This window comes from Rhodococcus sp. GQ147 (assembly GCF_059759155.1).
Genome location: NZ_JCAXDU010000013.1, coordinates 91141 through 111989, shown reverse-complemented (window position 1 = coordinate 111989; position 20849 = coordinate 91141). Strand labels below are relative to the sequence as shown.

The 20849-nt window shown below is 67.7% G+C and carries 19 protein-coding genes; 7 read left to right on the top strand and 12 right to left on the bottom strand.

The genetic code is table 11. The features are described from left to right. Positions 1-5: 5 nt before the first annotated feature. Positions 6-1157 (top strand): acyl-CoA dehydrogenase family protein, encoded by a 1152-nt coding sequence (locus AC6CID_RS16040; RefSeq protein ID WP_064060851.1) that lies wholly within the window; start codon positions 6-8, stop codon positions 1155-1157. A 54-nt stretch (positions 1158-1211) separates the two neighbouring features. On the opposite strand, the gene AC6CID_RS16035 is transcribed toward AC6CID_RS16040, so the two are convergent. From AC6CID_RS16035 to AC6CID_RS16005, 7 genes are all read right to left on the bottom strand, one after another. Further along, a complete protein-coding gene (locus tag AC6CID_RS16035) occupies positions 1212-2081 on the bottom strand; it encodes an SDR family NAD(P)-dependent oxidoreductase (RefSeq protein ID WP_064060852.1) in 870 nt (289 codons plus the stop codon). 305 nt (positions 2082-2386) lie between these two features. Continuing rightward, positions 2387-4810, bottom strand: a complete 2424-nt coding sequence (locus AC6CID_RS16030; protein ID WP_064060853.1) for a CaiB/BaiF CoA transferase family protein — start codon at positions 4808-4810, stop codon at positions 2387-2389. A gap of 43 nt (positions 4811-4853) precedes the next feature. Continuing rightward, the gene (locus AC6CID_RS16025; RefSeq protein WP_498354192.1) at positions 4854-6314 is read right to left on the bottom strand and encodes an aldehyde dehydrogenase; all 1461 of its coding nucleotides are present in this window, start codon (positions 6312-6314) and stop codon (positions 4854-4856) included. Positions 6315-6337: 23 nt separating this feature from the next. Next, a complete protein-coding gene (locus AC6CID_RS16020; RefSeq protein ID WP_064060854.1) occupies positions 6338-7531 on the bottom strand; it encodes a thiolase C-terminal domain-containing protein in 1194 nt (397 codons plus the stop codon). Continuing rightward, complete coding sequence (locus AC6CID_RS16015; RefSeq protein WP_064060855.1) at positions 7528-7983, bottom strand: Zn-ribbon domain-containing OB-fold protein; 456 nt, start codon at positions 7981-7983, stop codon at positions 7528-7530. Before AC6CID_RS16015 ends, AC6CID_RS16020 begins: the two co-directional genes overlap by 4 nt. After that, a complete protein-coding gene (locus AC6CID_RS16010) occupies positions 7980-8297 on the bottom strand; it encodes a hypothetical protein (protein ID WP_064060856.1) in 318 nt (105 codons plus the stop codon). The genes AC6CID_RS16015 and AC6CID_RS16010 overlap by 4 nt, the downstream gene beginning before the upstream one ends. 83 nt (positions 8298-8380) lie before the next feature. Then, entirely contained in the window at positions 8381-9862 is a 1482-nt protein-coding gene (locus AC6CID_RS16005; RefSeq protein ID WP_064060857.1) for an acetyl-CoA acetyltransferase, read from the bottom strand. A gap of 181 nt (positions 9863-10043) precedes the next feature. On the opposite strand from AC6CID_RS16005, the gene AC6CID_RS16000 reads away from it, so the two are divergent. After that, positions 10044-10844, top strand: a complete 801-nt coding sequence (locus tag AC6CID_RS16000) for a crotonase/enoyl-CoA hydratase family protein (RefSeq protein WP_064060858.1) — start codon at positions 10044-10046, stop codon at positions 10842-10844. 15 nt (positions 10845-10859) lie between these two features. Here AC6CID_RS16000 and AC6CID_RS15995 read toward each other — a convergent pair whose 3' ends face one another. Both AC6CID_RS15995 and AC6CID_RS15990 read right to left on the bottom strand, forming a co-directional pair. Next, positions 10860-12134, bottom strand: coding sequence for an MFS transporter (locus AC6CID_RS15995; protein ID WP_064060859.1), 1275 nt, complete (start codon positions 12132-12134; stop codon positions 10860-10862). Between the two features lie 40 nt (positions 12135-12174). After that, positions 12175-13179: an aldo/keto reductase gene (locus AC6CID_RS15990; RefSeq protein ID WP_064060874.1), complete on the bottom strand. Its 1005-nt coding sequence runs from the start codon at positions 13177-13179 to the stop codon at positions 12175-12177. 114 nt (positions 13180-13293) lie between these two features. Between AC6CID_RS15990 and AC6CID_RS15985 the strand changes: the two genes are divergently transcribed. Next, positions 13294-13860: a TIGR03086 family metal-binding protein gene (locus AC6CID_RS15985; RefSeq protein WP_064060860.1), complete on the top strand. Its 567-nt coding sequence runs from the start codon at positions 13294-13296 to the stop codon at positions 13858-13860. Then, positions 13857-15554, top strand: a complete 1698-nt coding sequence (gene ilvD, locus AC6CID_RS15980; RefSeq protein WP_064060861.1) for a dihydroxy-acid dehydratase — start codon at positions 13857-13859, stop codon at positions 15552-15554. The genes AC6CID_RS15985 and ilvD overlap by 4 nt, the downstream gene beginning before the upstream one ends. 34 nt (positions 15555-15588) lie before the next feature. Here the strand turns inward: ilvD and AC6CID_RS15975 are convergent, their stop codons facing one another. Next, positions 15589-16251, bottom strand: a complete 663-nt coding sequence (locus tag AC6CID_RS15975; RefSeq protein ID WP_006550994.1) for a chymotrypsin family serine protease — start codon at positions 16249-16251, stop codon at positions 15589-15591. Between the two features lie 48 nt (positions 16252-16299). Further along, on the bottom strand, positions 16300-17136 hold the full coding sequence (locus AC6CID_RS15970; protein ID WP_064060875.1) for a DUF6319 family protein: 837 nt from the start codon (positions 17134-17136) through the stop codon (positions 16300-16302). Between the two features lie 140 nt (positions 17137-17276). Between AC6CID_RS15970 and AC6CID_RS15965 the strand changes: the two genes are divergently transcribed. The 3 genes from AC6CID_RS15965 (at position 17277) to AC6CID_RS15955 (ending at position 19850) form a co-directional block, all read left to right on the top strand. Then, complete coding sequence (locus AC6CID_RS15965; protein ID WP_039586522.1) at positions 17277-18374, top strand: adenylate/guanylate cyclase domain-containing protein; 1098 nt, start codon at positions 17277-17279, stop codon at positions 18372-18374. After that, positions 18371-18799 (top strand): hypothetical protein, encoded by a 429-nt coding sequence (locus AC6CID_RS15960; protein WP_039586521.1) that lies wholly within the window; start codon positions 18371-18373, stop codon positions 18797-18799. The genes AC6CID_RS15965 and AC6CID_RS15960 overlap by 4 nt, the downstream gene beginning before the upstream one ends. Positions 18800-18917: 118 nt before the next feature. Then, a complete protein-coding gene (locus tag AC6CID_RS15955; RefSeq protein WP_006550998.1) occupies positions 18918-19850 on the top strand; it encodes an AurF N-oxygenase family protein in 933 nt (310 codons plus the stop codon). 106 nt (positions 19851-19956) lie between these two features. Here the strand turns inward: AC6CID_RS15955 and AC6CID_RS15950 are convergent, their stop codons facing one another. Then, positions 19957-20796: an IclR family transcriptional regulator gene (locus AC6CID_RS15950; protein WP_006550999.1), complete on the bottom strand. Its 840-nt coding sequence runs from the start codon at positions 20794-20796 to the stop codon at positions 19957-19959. Positions 20797-20849: the final 53 nt, after the last annotated feature.

The following is a 20849-nucleotide window of genomic DNA, read 5'->3' as shown; positions in this document are numbered from 1 at the left end:
CATTTGTGGAGAGCGATCTCTTCGAGCAGGACCACGAGCTGTTCCGGAATTCCGTCCGGGCATTCGTGGACAAATATGTCGTCCCCAACGTGGAGAAGTGGGACACCGACCGGCTGATCGACCGCGAGACCTGGACCGCGGCCGGACGACAGGGACTGCTCGGCCTCGCCGTGCCGGAGGAATACGGCGGAGCCGGGGAGACGGATTACCGTTTCCGGGTGGTGATCCAGTCGGAGATCGCACGCGTCGGCGCATCCGCGCTGCAGTCGGGCTTCTCGACCAATGACGACATCGTCCTGAACTATCTGCTCCGGCACGCGAACGACGAACAGAAACGCCGTTGGCTCCCAGGCTTCGTCACGGGTGAGACGATCGGTGCGATCGCGATGACCGAACCGGCAGCCGGCAGTGATCTGCGGGGCATCACCACCTCCGCGGTGCGCGACGGCGATCATTGGGTGCTCAACGGTTCCAAGACCTTCATCACCAGCGGCATCCTCGCCGACCTGGTGATCGTGTTCGCTCGAACGGATCCGAGTGCGGGTTCACGTGGTTTCAGCCTCTTCGTGGTCGAAGAGGGCATGTCCGGATTCTCGCGGGGACGCAAACTCGACAAGGTGGGGCTGCACGCCCAGGACACCGCCGAACTGTTCTTCGAGGACGTACGGGTACCGAAGGAGAATCTCCTGGGCGAACTCGGGGCCGGCTTCGGTTACCTGATGCAGAGCCTGCCCCTCGAACGCCTCGGCATCGGCATTGCAGCGCAGGTGTCCGCCGAGGCCGTCATTCGATGGACCCTCGACTACGTGAAGGAACGTACGGCCTTCGGAAAACGGATCGGTGAGTTCCAGGGCATGGGTTTCACCCTCGCCGAACTACAGACGGCGGTGGAGGTTTCACGCACCTACATCGATCGGTGCGTCCGCGAATACAACAAGGGAACACTCAGCGCCGTCGATGCATCGAAGGCGAAGTTGTGGGCGACCGAACTACAGGGCCGCGTCATCGACGCCGGCGTCCAGTTCCACGGCGGCTACGGATACATGATGGAGTACCCGGTCGCCAAGGCGTTCATCGATGCACGCATCCAGCGCATCTACGGCGGCACCAACGAGATCATGAAGGAGATCATCCATCGCGATCTCATGAAGTCCTGAGATAGGGAAGACGAGAAGGGGACCCGGTGATCCGGGTCCCCTTCTCCTTTCGGCTCAGGACTCGAGCGTCGGCTTCAGCTCGTCCTCGGGGAACATCATCGCGACGCGGGACAGGGTACCGCCGTCGGTGGCGGGCAGTGTGAGACCCGTGATGTACGCGGCGTCGTCGGACACCAGGAACAGCGCAGCACGCGCGTTGTCACCCAGTGAGGGTGGGCGGTTCAGCTTGAGCGGGATCGGCGAGATGCCCGGGTCCCACGGACCGGCGACCTCTTCGTACGACTGCCCGACCACCGGAGTTCCGGCGGGCGCCAGGAAGTTCGGTGACATGCCGTGGGTGGGCGCGACGGCGTTGACACGGATTCCGTACTTGCCGAGGTCGAGGCTGAGGCCACGAACCATGCCGTTGACGCCGGCCTTCGTGGCGGAGTACATCGCGATGCTGTGGTACGCAGCGAACGATGCGGCCGACGAGGTCGCGAGGATGACGCCACCGCCGTTGGCACGCAGGTGGGGCACGGCGGCCTTGGCCGTGTAGAACACGCCGGACAGGTTGACGCCGACGACGTCCTGCCAGTCGGCGTCGGTGAGGTCCTGGAAGTCGACCTGCTCACCGCCCGCAACGGACGGAACACCGCCACGCGAGACGATTCCGGCGTTGGCCCAGGCGATGTCGAGCTTGCCGAATGCGTCGACGGTTGCAGCAACGGCGTCGTTCACCTGCTGTTCGCTGCGCACGTCGGCGGTGATCGCGACGGCGTTACCGCCCTGCTGCTCGACGAGTTCGACCGTGCCCTTGGCGCGCTCCGGGTCGATGTCGACGACCGCGATCTTCGCGCCCTCGGACGCGAACAGCTGGGAAGCCTCGCGGCCCAGGCCGGAGCCGGCGCCGGTGATGAGCGCGACCTTGCCTTCGAGTTTCATGGGAGCTCCTTCGCTCGATGTGTTCCAGGGAGATACCTGTGCAGTGGGAAGGTTTGAAAGACAACGTTGTTCGACGAGACTTGCGGGGAGGGGAACCCCGCACTCCGAGAATGCGTCCGCTCGACGTTGCTGTGATCGAGGTTACAGACATGAGTCGTGATACGTCAATCGATTTTTGTAAAAAGAAGGAAGAAATATGGACTCCGACGAAACAGCCCTCCTACCCATCCGAAGATGGGCAGGAGGGCTGCCGATGCCGGTAGTTCTGTCCCCGCAGAGGATTCCGTGAACGTCGACTCCGCCGATCAGGCGGGGGACGGAAGCTGCTGGGCAGGATCGTCGACGGGCGGCTGCAGAACACCGTCCCGGACGAGTCCGTCGATCTCGTCGGGACTCATACCGAGCACTGTCTCGCAAATCTCCCGTGTCTGTTGTCCGGGCAGCGGCGCCGGACGCAGGGGCCACACCGGCAGGGTCTCGAAGTGGGCCACCTGCCGAGCGGTGGGCAGCGCCGCAGGCAGCCGGTCGTGTTCGAGTTCCGTATAGGCGCCTCGGGCGACGAGCTGGGGGTCCGTGAGCAACTCGGGCAGGCGGTGCATGACGCCGGCCGGGACACCACCTGCCTGGAGGGCCTGCATGGCCTCGGTCGGGCCGCGACCGGCAACCCATTCGGCGACGATGCGGTCGGCGTCGTCCCGATATCCGAGGCGCGCCGCAGAAGTCGCGAAACGCGGATCCTCTACCAGCTCGGGTCGGTTCAGCACGCTGCACAGACCTCGCCAGTCGGCATCGTCGCGAACGGTCACGACACACCATTCGTCGTCCCCCGCCGCCGAAAAGAGGCCGGCCGGTGCCGCATACGGATCGGCATTGCCGGGAGCGCTGATCGATCCGGACCGGAGGTGCTCCGCGACGAGTTGATTTCCCAGCGCCACGATCGCCACGTCTGCCTGAGCGATCTCGATTACGGCGCCTCGTCCGGTCCGCAACCGGTCGATCAAAGTGGCGAGCACCGCGGTTGCGGCGATCTGGCCGCCGATGTGGTCCGGATAGACCGTCGAGCCGTCGCACAGTCCGTCCGAACTGTCGGAGTACCGCCACAGCGCCGACACCCCACACGCGGCCCGCACGAGCGGACCGTAACCCAGGCGTGTGTTCCACGGTCCGACGCTGCCGAACGCACTGCTCTCCGAGACGATGATGCGCGGATTGATCGCCGCGAGTTCCTCGTAGGACAACCCCATCGATGCCAGGGTGCCCGGTTTGAAGTTGGCCAGCACGATGTCGGCCTCGGCAGCAAGCTTCCTGAAGACCCGCACACCTTCCGGCGTACGAAGGTTCAACCCCAGGCTGCGCCGGTTGCGGTGCCCCCAGGCCACAGACGCCGCGAGGGCGCCCTTGCGCTTGGACTGCCGTAATCCGTCCGGGAAGTCGGAGTTCTCGATCTTGATCACGTCGGCGCCGTGATCGGCGAACTGGCGGCCGAGTTCGGCGCCGAACACCACGACCCCCATGTCGAGGACGCGTAGGCCTTCGAACGGGCGCGAGCCGACAGGCCGCCGAGGCGCAGGGATCGAGGTGCACGGTTCGTCCCGCCTGGAGTCGAAGACGAGTTCGTCGTGCTCACCGAGTTCGGGAGCACGGAAACGGAAGCCCGCACGTGCACCGTCGATCTTGGCGTAACCGGACGGGATCCGTGCCTCGAGACCCGGGGCGATCACGGCGTCGACGAACGTTCCCGAAGCCTCGAAGTGTTCGGTGATCAGCACCTCGGACACCACGTTCAGCCCTCCGATGGGGATACCCCGGGCCGCACCCTCCGCTACCAGCTGGTCGCGGGTGTACTGCGCGAACAGGGTCTCGATCAGTGGATTGAGCCGGTCGGCCGCCGCGAACCGAGCCGGGATCGTGTCGTACTTCGGGTCTGCGAACTCCGCAGGTTCCCCGAGCCATTCGAACATCGCCCGCCACTGCCGCTTGGCGAGGAGGCAGATCCGTACCTGCCCGTCGGCGCACCGGTAGACGGGATAGAAGTTCGCGGCGTCCGGGCGGCCCCGGGGGAAGTCCTCGGAGCGGCCCGCCGCAGCCGACCCCTGCACGCCGAAACCGGGGTCGAATCCGTGCACGACGACCTCGTAGGCCGAGATGTCCACGCTCTGTCCCTGCCCGGTGTGCAGGCGGTCGTAGTAGGCCAGCAGCGCCGACCACGCCGTGTGCGCACCCACGGTCTCGGCGACGAGCCCGTTCGGCGGGAGGAGCGGCGGTTCGCCGGGTTCACCCGACCGCGACAGCACCCCGCTCAGCGCGTACAGCACCTGTTCGGTCGCAGCCCAGTCCCGATACGGGCCATCCTGTCCGAACGGGGTCACCGACACCGCAACCAGTGCGGGGTTCACCGCGCGTAGGTCGGCGGAGCCGACACCGCGGGCGGCGAGATGGCCCGGGGGCAGCGATTCGATGAGGATGTCGGACGACACGGCGAGGCTGCGGAGCCGGTCCCGTCCGGCCTCGTCGTCCAGATCGACGACGACACCCAGCTTGTTGGCGTTCCGCAACGCGAACGGGATGCTCACCCCGTTCCGGATCGGCGGGGCCGAGCGGGACGCCGATCCGCCGGGCCGCTCGACGAGGACGACCTCCGCGCCGAGATCGGCGAGGAAACGGCAGGCGGTGTCGCCGAATCCGTCGGTCAGGTCCAGTACCCGGACGCCCTGCAGAGGAAGTGCCATCCTGTGCTCCAAACTCCTGTGCTCGTGACGACGGCTGCCGGGGTCAGCGGGTGCCGAAGTACACCGACTTCGCGGCGTAGTAGGGCTGCAGACCTTCCGGTCCCAGTTCGCGACCGAGACCCGAGGCCTTGACACCGCCGAAGGGCGCCGCGAGGTCGAGTGCGTAATGGTTCACGCCGACGGTGCCGGTGTGGATGCGGGCGGCCAACTCGAGGCCGTGCTGCTCGTCGGTGGTCCACACCGTGCCGCCGAGGCCGTAATCCGAATTGTTGGCGATCGCGACCGCCTCGTCCTCGTCCGTGTAAGGGGTGATCGTCAGCACCGGGCCGAAGATCTCCTCCTGCGCAATGCGCGCGGAGTTGCCGACATCGGCGAAGACCGTCGGCTCGACGAACCAGCCCACCGCCTGCGAGGCCGGCCGTCCCCCACCGGTGGTGACGCGGTAGCCGTCGGCGCGGCCGGTCTCGATGTAGCCGAGCACCCGCTCGCGCTGCGCGGCGGACACCAGCGGGCCGATCTGCGTGGCCGGATCCAGGGGATCGCCCACCGTCAGGGCTCGCACCGTCTCGGTCACGGCCTCGACGACCTCGTCGTAGCGCGCGCGGGGAGCGAGGATGCGGGTGCTCGCGTGGCAGGTCTGGCCGTTGTTGACCAGCGAGACCTCGAGCAACTTGCCGGCGAACACGTCGAGATCGGCCTGCTCGGTCACGATCGCCGCGGACTTGCCGCCGAGTTCGAGGGTGATCGGGCGCAGCAACCGGCCGCAGACCTCGCCGATCGCCCGGCCCGCCGCGGTGGAACCGGTGAAGGCGACCTTGTCGACACCGGGATGCTCCACCAGATAGGCGCTCGTCTCGCGGCCGGCGGGCAGCACGTTGACGACGCCTACCGGAAGCCCCGCCTCGACAGCGGCGTCGGCGAAGGCGAAGGCATCCAGGGCGGTCTCGGGTGCGGGCTTGAGCACCACCGTGCACCCCGCGGCCAGGGCCGGAGCCAGCTTCATCGCGGCGAGCGGTTGAGGGTAGTTCCACGGCGTGATCGCCGCGACCACGCCGACCGGTTCGCGCCGGACCACGGTGCGCCCCCCGAACACACCGGGGCGCACCTCCTCGCCGGAGTCGTCGCGGACGAGACGCGCATAATACGAGAACATCGCTGCCGCGCCGATCCCGTTGACACCGTTGGACAACGAGATCGGCATGCCGTTCTCCCGGCTGACCAGCCGGGCCGTGTCGCGGCCACGGCTCTTCAGCGCGACGGCGAACCGATCCAGCAGATCGGCCCGCTCGGCACCGTTCATCGAACCCCACGGTCCGGCCAGTGCGGCGCGGGCCGCCGCGACCGCGGCATCGACGTCGGCGTTCGAGGCGAGTGCCGTGCGGGCGAGCGCCTTCTCGGTGGCCGCCTCGATCACGTCGAAGGAACCACCGGACACCGGTGTCACCCAGCGGCCGCCGACGAACAACTCGTCCCGGTCTGCGATCTCAGCGTGCGCAGTGGTCATCTCGTACCCTTTCGGATGCCGTGTCAGAGAGTGTCTTCGTTGCCGAACAGCACCGAGCTCACCAACGGGGCCATGGGGCCACCGATGAACAGCGAGGTCTCCGCTCCGGCGACTTGGTTCGGGGAGGTGCGGCGGATCTGGCGGACTGCTTCGACGGCGAGATTGAGGCCGTTGACGAACGAGTCGGCGAGATTGCCACCGCTGGTGTTGACGGGCAGCTTTCCGCCCGGCGCGGTGAGGTTCTCGACCGTCATGAACCCGCCGGCCGCCTCGCCGGGCGGGCACAGGCCGTGGTCGATCAGCGCCGCAACGGCCGGGCCACTGAAGTTCTCGTAGACCTGCACGACGTCGACGTCGTCCGGGCCGAGTCCGGCTGCGGCCCACAAATGCTCGGCGACACCGGGTTTCCCGTTGTTGGCCGGACCGAAGCCGGCCGTCATGTACTGCTCGCCGAGGTCGTTGTCGATCAGTTCGGAGAACCCGCCGGGCGCACCCTGGGCGCCGGCGAGGAGGTAGACCGGATCCTGCCGCAGATCGCGGGCTCGCTCGGCGGACACGAGGATCAGGGCCACCGCACCGTCGCTCTCGCGCGAGCAGTCGAACAGGTGGAACGGCTCGGCGATCAGACGGGAGTTCTCGTAGGTCTCCACGTCGAGCGGGCGCCCGTAACCTTGTGCGGGGGGGTTGTTCTGGGCGTGATGGTAGGCGGCGAGCACGAGTGACCGCATCGCTTCCCGCGGTACTCCCCCGTGTTCGAGCATGCGCTGGGTACGCATGGCGCAGATCTGCGCCGGAGAGCCGACGCCATGGGCGAGGAAATGACTTCCGTAGTGGTACTTGGCGTATCCGAGTCGACCGGTGTCGGCCTGGGACATCGCGCGGTAGACGGCGACGCACTCGGCCTGGCCGGTCGCGATGGCGGCCGCGGCGTTGGTGATGGCCGCGGCGACGCTGCCACCACCCCCACCCCACATCATGTTGGACCAGCGCAGTTCGTCGATCATCAACGCGCCGCCGATGATCGCGCCGTCGTTGGAACCTCCGGCGTAGGAGACGAATCCGTCGATCTGCCGGGGATCGATACCGGCGTCGGCGCATGCCGCGAGGATCGCCTCGAGGGTCATCCGCTTCTCGCCGTGCGGCGCCTCACCGCGACGGTAGTGCTGTTCGGCGACGCCGACGACCGCGGCCGCGCCGCGCATTCCCCGTCCGCTCATCGGGTTTCTCCTTCCGAGCCGGCGCGGACACGACGCCAGCGCACCAGCGGCCACCGGGCACCCTCGTCGAGTTCGATCGCGCCCACCACCTCGTCGCCGATCCGCGGATCCTCGTCGATGCCGTCGACGAGCAGGCCCAGCACGCGGCGACCGTCGGCGCCCGGTAGCTCGACCAGGACGGTGACGTAGGGCAGCCGACCGGCGTATTCGTCCATGTAGGGATACCAGCTGCGATGCCAGCTGTAGACCGTGCCAGCGGGTTCGACCTTCTCCCAGCCGATGTCGAATCCGTGGCAGGAACCGCAGATCGCCTGCGGTCCCCAGATCCAGGTGCGGCAGTCGCTGCAGCGCTGCAGCCGGAGTTCACCCTCGACGAGTCGCTCCCAGTGCGGGAGGTCCAGTCCGTCGGGGGTGGGTCCCCACGGCTCGGTTGCAGGTTCGATCGCAGTCATGCCCGGACGTCCTTCTCCACATCGAAATTCTCGAGTCTTCCGGCGAGCCAACGCCCGTCGCGCTGCTCCCAGTACGAGCGCAGCCCGATGGTCCGGTCGTCGAGCTCGTAGACGGCCTCGCCGATCATCAGGTCGCCTTCGGCGCGGACGTCCGCGATGCGGTGGGACCTCACCTCCGCACGGGGGGTGTCGACACCATCGAAGACCTGGGGGAGGTTCTCGGGCACCATGTCGGCGAGCGCGGCCTTCATGTTTCCGCTGACGATATGGCCCACATGCCGTTCGTACAGAGAACGAAAGTCTTCGACAGACACGGGAACTCCTCGAATCGAGGACGCACTCACGGTGCGTCCGACTGACACATTTAACTTAAGGCATTAGATAAATGTCGTCAACGTCACGCGAGGCGGAAAACGCCGTCCGAGGTCACCGCGACCTTCTCACCTGCGACGTCCTCCGTCGCGAGACGAGCGAGATCTGCGGCATCCGTACCGGCCCCGAGAATGCGTTCCCCCGTGGGCGTGCGCGCGGCGAGGAACGCCCGCTCCGGTTCACCGTCGCGTCCGTACACCACGGTCCACGACTCCGCTGTCGCGACACCCTCGTACGAGACCAGAGCCGGGGTCGTCGGTTCCGCGTCCACCTCGGCCTGCACGTCCAGGCGCCGGAAGCCGCCGGCGGGTGGTTCGGTCCGGTAGACGCCCATCGCATGCTTGGTCAGGTAGCCGCTGTTGGCCGTCACCAGACCGTAGGAGCCCGGGTTCTCGCGAAGCCTGGTCAGCATCGCGGCGATCGAATGGCTGACGTAGTTGTTCCACGGCCCGCCCCCGAAGGTCAGACCACCGGTGATCGTCAGCGGCCGCGACGGATCGTCCAGCGGCAGCCCGAATTCGTTCGCCGCGACCTGCACCGCCGACGGGAAGCACGAGTACACGTCGACGTGCTCGACGTCGTCGAGGTCGATGCCGGCGAGTTCGAGTGCCCGCGCCCCGGCGATGCGGATCGCCGGCGAGCGGTCGAGGGCGGCCCGTTCGGCGATCGCGTAGGTATCGTGCGATTCGGTACCGGACTGCGGGAAGACCCAGTTCTCCCTGGGGATTCCGAGACGGGTTGCAGTCTCGACCGAGCACACCAGGACGGCCGCACTCTGGTCGACCATGTTGTTGGAGTTGAGCAGCTTGGTGTACGGCGTGGAGATCATCCGGTTGTCGGACGAGGGCAGGGCGATCTCGTCGGCGCCGCACTCGCGCTGCACCCAGGCGTGCGGATTACCGGCCGCGGCCGCGCTGAACTGCGACCACAGCTCACCGATGAACCGCTGATGTTCCTGCGGCGAGCGACCCGCGGTGATACGCAGAGCCTGCTCGAACAGCGGATAGACGAACGAAGGTCGGTCCAGGCCGATGCGGCGTTCACTCTCGGCCTCCATCGGCACGTCGGTCACCAGGATCTCCGCGGCGGGCACCGTCTCGTCCTGCACGGTCCACTCCGGGCGCAGTTTCTGCTTGCGGAGCCGGGTGCGGGTGCGCCACGACTCGGCCCCGCCGATGAGCACGACGTCTGCACGACCGGCGGCGATGTCCTCGGCGGCGGCGTTGACCATCACCTGCGGGGTGCTGCCGCCGTTGCCGGAGTAGCCGGTGTGGCGGACGTTCGCGCCGATCCGCTCCCCGACCAAGGCACCCGGGTCGCGGTAGCGCCACGAGAGCAGACCCACCACGCGGACCGAGTCGACGAGTTCGAGCAGGCGCGTCGAGCCGGCCTGTTCCGCGGCGGCGCGGGCCGCACGCACCATGAGGTCGACGGGCTCGACCCCTCCGTCGCGCTCGTTGATCTGGCCGCCGCCGACCAGGATGGGGGTTCTCGGATCGAGTGTCACCGTTGCACCACTTTCGGTATGCGCTCTCGCGCTGCCTGCCGTCCGCGATTAGGCTAATGGCATTAGATTAATGGCTCAAGCCCGAGAGTGCGCCGAGAGGGGCGATTGACCGACCCCACTCCCCGTGATAGGCATTTAGCGATCGTTAAATAGACCGTATCGTGTGATCGAGAGGCGAGACATGTCCGACGAGACGACCACCCCCGAACCCGCCGCGCTGTACGAGCGACGCGGCAACGTCGCACTCATCACCCTCAACCGTCCGCGCGCCCTCAATGCGGTGAACGGCGCTCTGGCCACCGCGGTCGGCAACCATCTCGAGCAGGCGAACACCGACGACGAGGTGCGAGTCGTGGTGATCACCGGTGCCGGTCGCGCGTTCTGCGCAGGTGCCGACCTCAAAGCACTGGCTGCCGGTGAGGACACATCTGCCGAGGGTCATCCGGAATGGGGCTTCGCGGGGTACGCCCAGCACTGGAGCGCCAAGCCCACCATTGCCGCCGTCAACGGATTCGCGCTCGGTGGCGGTACCGAACTCGTGCTCGCCAGCGATCTCGCGGTCGTCGACGAGGAGGCGAAGTTGGGCCTGCCCGAAGTCAAGCGCGGACTGTTCGCGGCCGCCGGCGGTGTGATCCGGATGCAGCAGCAGATCCCCCGCAAGGTCGCTCTCGAACTCGCACTGACCGGTGAACCCATCACCGCCGCGCAGGGCAAGGAGCTGGGCCTGGTGAACCGGGTTGCCCCTGCCGGCACCGCTTTGGAGGTCGCCCTCGAACTGGCCGAGATCATTGCGGCGAACGCCCCTGTGGCCGTCCGCGAATCGAAGGCGATGATCCACCGGACCGCCAACAGTCCCGACTGGGAGGACGCAGCGTGGGACGCCAACCGCAATGCGTTGAAGGTCGTGTTCACGAGCGAGGACGCGATGGAAGGACCGCGCGCGTTCGCCGAGAAGCGTCAGCCCGTCTGGAAGGGTCGCTGACGAGTTCCCCGAGGATCAGCGTTTGCCGCGACCGAACCGGTCGACCACGACCGCCCGCAACGAACGGGCTTCGATGCCGGCCTCGCGGCGGGCGCGTCCTCGGGTCACGAGCACGCCGACGAGCGCGATCACCCAGATCGGGTACTGCGCGAACCACGCGACGCGGAAGGCGTCGAAGGTGTAACCACCGAGCCGGTCGAGCACGATGCCCATCGTCTGCACGACCAGCAGCGTCGCGAGGAAGCCACCGATGTTGACGATGCCGTTGGCCGTGCCCAGCGCGGTCCCGGGATTGAAGGTGCGGGCGTAGTCGAAGCCGATCATCGACCCCGGCCCGCCCACCGAGATGACGACGACGAGCACCACGAGCAGCCACAGCGGTGCGGGTCCGGGCAGGGCGAGCACCGCCGACCACGTCACGGCGCTGGCCAGGATGATCATGAGGACGAGCCACGAGCGTCTGGTAGGGAAACGTCCCGACAGCACCCCCAGGATGGGTCCGGCGGAGATGGCCGTGACCACCGAGACCGTGAGCATCGAACCGGCCGCCGCGGGTGACAGACCCTGCGCGGAGACCAGATACGGCACGCCCCACATGAGCGCGAAGGTCGTCACCGAGAACTGCGTGCCCATGTGGGTGAAGAAGCCGAGTTTGGTGCCGGGACGCCGCCACACCGTGCCGAGTCCGCCGATCACCTCCCGCAGCCCGGACGCCGTGGCCTCCCGCGCCTCTCCCGGCGGGGTGTCACGCACGATCGCGAACACCAGGACGCACGCGAGCAGGCCGAGCGCCGCGGCACTGCCGTAGGCGGCCGTCCATCCGGTGCCGGTGAGCAGCAGGACGAACGGCACCGCCGACAGCACCTGGCCGAGCTGGCCGAAGATGCCCGTCAGCTGCGAGACGACGGGCACCCGGCGCGGAGCGAACCACACCGGCACGAGCCGCAGCACCGAGATGAACGTCAGGGCGTCACCGACACCGACCAGTACCCGGGCCAGATATGCGACCGGCAACGACTCGGTGACGGCGAGGATCGCCTGACCGACCGCGAGGATCACGGCGCCGGTCGCGATCATCCTTCGCGAACCGAACCTGTCGAGCAGCACACCGGCCGGGATCTGCATCCCCGCGTAGACGATGAGCTGCAGGACGACGAAGCCGGACAGCACCGACGGCGAGATCTCGAAGCGTTCGGTGGCGGCGAGTCCGGAGACACCGAACGCCGTCCGATGGAGGACGGCGACGATGTAGGCGAAGACTCCGATACCCCAGACCAGCCATGCCCTCATGTCACAAGGACGATACGCGGCGGTCTGTTAACGGTGCTAATTACTCACGACCGAGCGACACCCACGTCGGGTCGGCCGCACGCGGACCGGCGACCTTGTCGGCGAGACGGTCCAGCCGCGCGACCTGCTCGTCGGTGAGCGTCACGTCGAGCGCACCGGCGTTCTCGGTGACGCGATTCGCGTAGCGCGTGCCGGGGATCGACACCGAGGGCAACCCGAACTCGTGACCCTTCGCATCCAGCCATGCCAGGGCGATCTGCGCGATGGTCGCGTCCGCTTCCTTCGCAACCGCCCGCACCTCTTCACGGACCGCGAGGTTGGTCGGCAGGGACTCGGCGTCGAAGCGCGGGAAGCGCTTGCGCAGGTCGTTCTCGGCAACCTGTCCGGGATCGAAGGCGTCGGTGAGCAGTCCCCGGCTCACCGGCGAGTACGGCACGAAGCCGATGCCGAGTTCGGCGGCGGTGGGCACCACGTGCCGTTCGACGTCGCGCGAGACGATGCTCCACTCCGACTGGATCGCGGCGATCGGATGGACGGCGTGCGCGCGGCGCAGCTCGTCACCCGTGGCCTCCGACAGTCCGATGTGCTGCACCTTGCCGGCCTGCACGAGTTCGGCGAGGGCACCGACCGTGTCCTCGACCGGCACCTCCGGATCGACGCGGTGCAGGTAGTACAGGTCGACGTGGTCGACGCCGAGACGCCCGAGCGACTCGTCGATGGCCTGCTTCGCGTATTCGGGACGGCCGTTGATGCGACGGTTGGCGGTGCCCGTGCCGCCGACCGCGCCGACGAGACCGAACTTCGTCGCCAGCTGGACCTCGTCCCGCCGGTCGGCGAGCAGCGTGCCGACCACCTTCTCGCTGGTGCCGTCGCCGTAGACGTCGGCGGTGTCGATGAAGGTGATGCCCAGATCCACGGCGTGGTGCAGGGTCGCGAGTGCCTCGTCGAGATTCACCTCGCCGTATGCGGGGGCGACGGACATCGCGCCGTAACCCTGGGCGCTGACGACGAGACCGGGCGCGAGCTGGACGGTGGGGACAGGCATGTACTTCTCCTCGACGACGACACGGTGCGACTCCCGATCGTCCCGCATCCCGCGCATGATCGCAGGAGTTGAAATCGCCGTGATCCGAGCAGCCCGCGCCCTAGGCTGAGATCCATGGTGACCGACTGGCTTTCCCTGCAACGAACCGCGCGTCGCGAGTTCGACGACCGTGTCGCGCAGATCCGCGACTGGCACGCACCCACCCCGGACACCGAGTGGGACGTCACCGACCTGGTGTGGCACATGGTCGACGAGCAGCGCTGGATCCAGCCGCTGCTCTCCGGCCGTTCCCTCGACGACGCGAAGGCCGTACTCGAACCGATCGGGGACGATCTCGCCGCCGAATGGGCACGCTTCGCCGAGCAGGCGACCGCCGCGTGGGCGATGACGTCACCGTCCCAGGAGGTCCACCTGTCCTACGGCACCGTCCCGTGCCTCGACTACATGAAACAGCAGGTCGCGGACATCACCGTGCACACCTGGGATCTCGCCCGGGCCATCGGTGCCGACGAAATGCTCGACGCCGACCTCGTCGACGCCGTGCTCGCCGACATCGAACCGCAGAAGGACATGCTCGCCTCGAGCGGTCTGTTCGCCGATCCCGTCCCGGTCCCCGACGACGCGTCCCCGCAGGACCGGCTCATCGCCCTCACCGGCCGCGACCCCAGGAAGGCGTCATGACGGACCGACCCGATATCAAGCCCCGCAGCCGCGACGTCACCGACGGCATGGAGAAGGCCGCCTCGCGCGGCATGCTCCGTGCGGTGGGGATGGGAGACGAGGACTGGGGCAAGCCGCAGATCGGTGTGGCGTCGTCGTGGAACGAGATCACCCCCTGCAACCTCCCGCTCGAACGCCTCGCGCGATCGGTGAAGGAGGGCGTGCACGCCGCGGGCGGTTATCCGCTCGAATTCGGCACCATCTCCGTGTCCGACGGGATCTCGATGGGGCATGAGGGCATGCACTTCTCCCTGGTGTCCCGCGAGGTCATCGCCGATAGCGTCGAGACGGTGATGCAGGCCGAGCGGCTCGACGGCTCGGTGCTGCTCGCGGGATGCGACAAGTCCTTGCCCGGGATGCTCATGGCCGCGGCCCGCCTCGATCTCGCCGCCGTCTTCCTGTACGCCGGGTCGATCCTGCCGGGCATCGCGAAACTGTCCGACGGTACCGAACGCGACGTGACGATCATCGACGCCTTCGAAGCGGTCGGGGCGTGCGCGCGGGGCCTGATGTCCGAGACCGACCTCGACGCGATCGAACGCGCCATCTGCCCTGGCGAAGGTGCCTGCGGCGGCATGTACACCGCGAACACGATGGCCGCCTCGGCCGAGGCGCTCGGCATGTCGCTGCCGGGGAGCGCGTCACCGCCCGCGACGGATCGTCGCCGTGACGGTTTCGCCCGGCGCAGCGGTCAGGCGGTGGTCGAGATGCTGAAGCGCGGCATCACCGCGTCCGACATCCTCACCAAGGAGGCGTTCGAGAACGCCATCGCGGTGGTCATGGCCTTCGGGGGATCCACGAACGCCGTGCTCCACCTGCTCGCGATCGCGCACGAGGCGCAGGTGGATCTGAGCCTCGACGACTTCGTCCGCGTGGGCGCGCGGGTGCCGCACCTCGCCGACGTCAAACCGTTCGGCCGGCACGTGATGAAGGACGTCGACCACATCGGCGGTGTCCCGGTCATCATGAAGGCGTTGCTCGACGCAGGTCTGCTACACGGCGACTGCCTCACCGTCACCGGGAAGACCGTCGCGGAGAACCTCTCCGGCATCGCGCCCCCGGACCCCGACGGCAAGGTGCTGCGCGCCCTGAGCGACCCGATCCATCCCACCGGCGGCATCACGATCCTTCGCGGCAGCCTCGCTCCCGGCGGAGCGGTGGTGAAGTCCGCGGGCTTCGACGAGTCGGTCTTCGAGGGAACGGCGCGGGTCTTCGAACGAGAACGGGCCGCGATGGATGCGCTCGAGGACGGCACCATCACCGCCGGCGACGTGGTGGTCATCCGCTACGAGGGCCCCAAGGGTGGCCCGGGTATGCGCGAGATGCTCGCGATCACGGGCGCCATCAAGGGCGCCGGGCTAGGCAAGGACGTCCTGCTGCTCACCGACGGACGATTCTCCGGTGGTACCACCGGGTTGTGCGTCGGGCACGTCGCCCCGGAGGCCGTCGACGGCGGCCCCATCGCCTTCGTCCGCGACGGCGACCGGATCCGTCTCGACGTCTCGAACGGCCTGCTCGACGTGCTGGTCGACGAGAAGGAAATGGAAACGCGGCGACAGGGCTGGGAGCCACTGCCGCCGCGCTACACCCGGGGTGTACTGGCGAAGTACACGAAGCTGGTCGGTTCCGCATCGAACGGTGCGGTGTGCGGATGAGGGTCGGGTGAACCCTCCCGCTCCGGGGGTGCTGCTAGATCGGACGGAAACCTGCGCCCGGCCCGCCCCGACCGTTGATGTCGGCCATGATCACGTCGATGTTCGTTCCGACCTCGGGGCCGGCGCACGGCGCGAGCAGGTAGGCGTTGACCATCGCGACGAGCGTCGTGCCCACCACGAGCGGTGCGCCCGAGTCGCCTTCGATGACGCACACCTGCGTCCAGGTCTCCTGCGAGCCGAACACGTCGCCCCAGACGATGCCGCAGGTGTTGCCCGTGGTGCGGCCTTCCTTGCAGGCGATGTTCGGGAAGCCCGCGGGGGCACCGAGGCCGGTGATCGTCACGTTGCCGACGCGGTTGACCGGAACGACCTTGCTCCGGTCGAACTCGATCACGGCGTAGTCGAGCCGTTCGTTGGTCGACACGATGCGGCCCACCGAGCCGGCAGCGAGGTCGTATTCGGCTTTCACCGTCATGCCGGGAGAGCCGCAGTGCGCGGCAGTGAGACCCACGAGGCGTCCGGCGGCGTCGTTGCCGATCGTGGTGAGCGTGCAGTCGAAGATGTCCTGCCCGTTGTCTCCGAGAGTGATGCCCGAACCGCCACCGAGGGTGACCGGAGGAGCCGCGACGGCCACCCCGGAACCCGCGCCGACCAGCGCGACCGCGCTCGCGATTGCAACAACCAGTTTTCTGAACATGGAGGCCCTCCTGCGCTGCGCCGTCCGGCAGCCGTCGGGCTGAGCGTACTAGAGGTTTCCGCCGGATTTCCGGGTTGCGCCCAAGCTTTCCAGAGCTTGACGGGCCTCCTCGAGCTCGCGGCTGAGCTGCGCGACCCGCTCCTCGGCCGCGCGACGCGCCTCCTCGATCACCGACTGGACGGCCTCGGTGGCCGTGGGATCGCCGAGTTCCTTCACCGCACGTTCGACGGCGTCGGGTGCGACCGTTGCGGGCTTACCGACCTTGCGGGTGCCGTGCGCGACCCCCACCGTCCACTCGTTCTCCGGGTCGATCGTGACGGTGATCGTGATCGACGGCGCCTTCTTCGCTTTGCGGGCCGGGGCCTTCGGCTTCGCCGGTGCCGGCGGCCGGGAGGCGGGAGTGTCGGACGAAGCGGGGGTCGTCTGGGTCACGGGCTTCTTCTCCTGGGCGCGGGGAACCGCAGCGACTGCTGGGCTCTCGGATTTCTGGGGGGCAGGCTTCGGTGCAGCAGGCCTGGATGCGGTAGCCCGTGGGGTCGCGGGTTGCACAGGTGGCACCTTCGCGGGAGCTGCCTTCGCCGGAGCGGGCTTCGCACCACCGGACGTGCGCGCGGTCTTCGTCGGTGCGCGCTTCGTTCCGGCCGGCTCGCGGGTGGCGCGCAGTTCGTCGGTCTCGAACGGCAACTCGTCGTCGACGCCCTTCGGCCGCACCATCACGGTGCTGCCGCTGATCGATACCACCCGCGCCGACGTCCCCGGGTCGATGCCGAGACTCGGAATGCCCTCGACGAGGTAGACGGTCGCGCGGCGCCCCTCGGCGAGAGCGGCACCGAGCTCTCCGAGTTGTTCCTCCGTCAGGTGGTCCGCGCGTCTGCGGGGCGACATGCGACGTCCTTTCTCGGTTCGCCGAAGGGTCGGCAGGGCTTCGATGTCGGTCACTGTCGCACATCCGTACGACACGCCTGTACACCTGTTCGATACGACCTGCCGCGCGCATGGGCCCGGGGCACGGTAAGGATGGAAGAGTGACCCCGTCCGATCCGGCACCTGCCTCAGGAACCGACGTGCTGTCCGTGATCCAGTCACAGCTGGAGAACGCGCTGCTCGGTGGTCCTCTTCGTTACACCCTGAACGAGGTGGCCGAGTTGTGCGGGCTCGCACCTGCGCGGGTGCGCCGGCTGTGGCAGGCACTCGGTCTGACCGTCGATCCCGATCCCGACGTCGTGATGTTCACCGACGGCGACGTCGAGGCCCTGCGTGCGACGGCGGCCATCATCGCGAGCGGCGCGATCGACGAAAGCCTCGAGGTGCCCGCGGCCCGGTCGATCGGACAGTCGATGTCGCGGCTGACCGAGTGGCAACTGAATCTGCTCAACACCCACGTCTTCACCCAGTTGGCCTCCGCCTACGCGAAAACGGAGACTCCCCCGCAGGAAGAGGAGATCCGCGCGCTGATCGACCACATCGTCGATCGCACGACCGAGCTCGCGCTGAGCCTCCAGAGCCACATGTGGCGTCGGCACCTGGTGGCCACGACCGCCCGGGCCGCCGCGCGCCCGCAGGATTCCGGGGAGCTCCACGAGTTGGTCGTCGGTTTCGCCGACATGGTCGGCTACACACGGTTGACCCGGCAGATCGATGCGGCCGCGCTGAGCGAGCTGCTCGACTACTTCGAATCGGAGGTCTCCGACGTCATCGCCCGGCACAACGGCTGGGTGATCAAAACCGTCGGCGACGAGGTGATGTTCGCGGCCGAACGTCCGGTCGACGCCGCACGGATCGCCCTCGAACTGCAGGATTCGTTCAGGTCCCAGAAGGACTATCCGGACCTGCGGATCGGACTGGCGTGGGGCCAGGCGTTGCCGCGCTTCGGCGACCTGTTCGGTTCGGTCGTCAACATCGCGGCCCGTCTCACCGGCGCGGCGCGGCCGGGCACGATCCTCGTCGACGAGAACCTCGCCGACGCCCTCTCCGACTGCGAGGAGTTCCGCTTCCAGACGGTGCGCACGCTGCGGCTGCGGGACTTCCAGCATTCGCGGCTGTACGTCCTGCGTCGTCCGCGCGAGGAGAAGAAGGCGGCGGTGGGCGTGGAGGGTCTGCACGACGAGGACATGGGTCTGTGACCGGCAGGCTGACAACAGTCGACGAGAAGCCCGATACTCCCTCATACCCACTGATACTTCTTCCGACCTCCTTCGCCCTCGAGGAGACCACGAAGTACCGCCCCCATGCGGCGGTCGACGACGCGACCCGCGAGATCGGTGCGGCGATCGGTGTTGCGATCACGGGCAGCGTCCTGGCCGCAGCCTACGGGCACGGCATCGATCCGGTGGCGCCGATGATCCCCGAGCCGGCCCGGGCCGCCGTGCAGGATTCGCTCGCCGCCGCGATACAGGTCGCCGAGCATGCGGGTCCGCAGGGCGAGCAACTCGCCGAACTCGCACAGAACGCCTTCCTCGACGGCTTGCAGCAGGCATCGTGGGCAGTCGCCGCGATCTTGCTGGTCGGAGCGTTGATCTCCGCCTTCTGGCCACCCCGGCGCTCGTAACCCTCCCCTCTCTTTTCTTTCTCGATGCCCGCAACGCAGGTCGCGGGCATTGTGCTGTGCGCGTGATCACGCTAATCTGGATAACAGTTACTAGTCGTCACACTAAAAAGGTGGAGGCATGACCGCATCGCTCACCCGCGAGACCAGCAAGGGCTTCATCCCCGGCGTCGCACTGTCCGATCGCGAAGAAACCGCCGGACGACTGCTCGCCTCGTCCGCACGTAAGTCGTACGACCCGGTCGTCGAGGTGGACTGGGAAGCCCCCGTCCCCGACGACAAGTTCGGAATGACCCCCGAATGGAGCACGCTCTACGGCACCGCACTGTGGGACGAGCTCACCGACGAACAGCGCATCGAGCTGACCAAGCATGAGGCCGCGAGCGTTTCGAGCGTCGGCCTGTGGTTCGAGATCCTGCTCATGCAGATGCTCCTGCGCGACGTCTACGACCGCGACAAGCATTCGCGTCACGTCCAGTTCGCCCTCACCGAGGTCGCCGACGAGTGCCGCCACTCGGTGATGTTCGCGCGCGCCGGCGAACGGCTGAACATGCCGGGCTACGGTCCGGCCCGCTACATCCACCAGCTCGGTCGCCTGTGGGGCCATTTCTTCAAGGGCGCCAACGCCTATGCATCGGTCATGGCTGCCGAGGAGATCCTCGACATGATGCAGCGTGACTTCATGCGCGACGAGCGGGTGCAGCCCGTCACCCGCGCGGTGTCGAAGATCCACGTCCTCGAGGAAGCGCGCCACATCCGCTTCGCCCGCGAGGAGGTCGCACGCCGACTCGCCGGTGCGAGCCGCACGCGACTCGCGTTCGAGCGGTTCAACACCGCGCTCGTGGTGTTCTTCGTCGTCAAGAGCATGATCCACCCCGACGTTTACGCCAATGCAGGCCTCGATCGCGAGCGCGCTCTGCAAGAGGCGAAGGGCAACAAGCACTATCACGATCGCGTGCGCAAGTCCGGCGCGAAGCTGATGACCTTCCTCGACAACGTCGGCCTCATCGGCGGACCGTCGAAGATCCTCTACAAGAAGGTCCACCTGCTCTGACACGGCCTACGGCCATACAACGAACTGTGCGCAGTTCTCGTCGATCTCCTCAAGGGATTTCCGACGAGAACTGCGCACAGTCCTTCGTGGCGAAAACCGAAAGGCGTCAGCCCACCTTCTCGGTGGCCCGCAGGCTGTCGTCGCGCTCCTGCTCCGGGAACAGCGTGCGCGTGATCTTTCGAGCGGTATCGGCGACGATCGGCGCCACCCACTCCAGGCGAGTCGAACGCGCGTCCGCCGCCAGCGACAGGGCGGCGACCGGGCCGTCGACGCCGCGGAGCGCGACGCCCACGCATCCGATGCCCCGCGCAGCTTCCTCACGTTCGAACGCGACGCCACGACGCTTGCGAATGCGGTTGAGCTCCTGGTGCAGTGCGACGTGATCGCGGATGGTGCGCTCGGTGCACGGCACGAGAGTCTTGCCGTACAGCGCGTCGATGCGTTCGGGCTCGAGCCACGCGAGGATGGACTTGCCGGCCGCGGTGGCGTAGGCGGGGAACCGACCGCCCACCCGTGACGGCACGCTCGACGCGAACTGTCCACCAACCTTGTCGAGGTAGAGCACCTCGTTGCCCTCGAGGACCGTCAAGTGGACGACGGCGCCGGTCTGCATCGCCAGGTCGTGGAGATGCGGCGCAGCGGCCTCCCGGATGCGGCGGTGGCCTGTGTCGCTGCCACCGAGACCGAGGGCACGCGGGCCGAGGCAGTAGCCGAAGGATGCGTGCTCGATCCAGTCGCGACGCACGAGGTGATCGAGGATGCGGTGCACCGTCGAACGGGGCAACCCGGAGCGACAGGTGACCTCTTCGAGAGTGAGTGCGCCGCGGCTGTCGAAGGCCTCCAGGATGAGGGTCATCCGATCGACCATCGATGGTGGAAGTTCTCGTTTCGACGAGGTTCCGACGGGCTCGAGCGCGGAGTCGACGGCGGTCAACTGCACCTCCATAAGTCCTGGCCACGACCCTGCGCGCCTCATGAAACTGGAATCTGTTCCAGAAC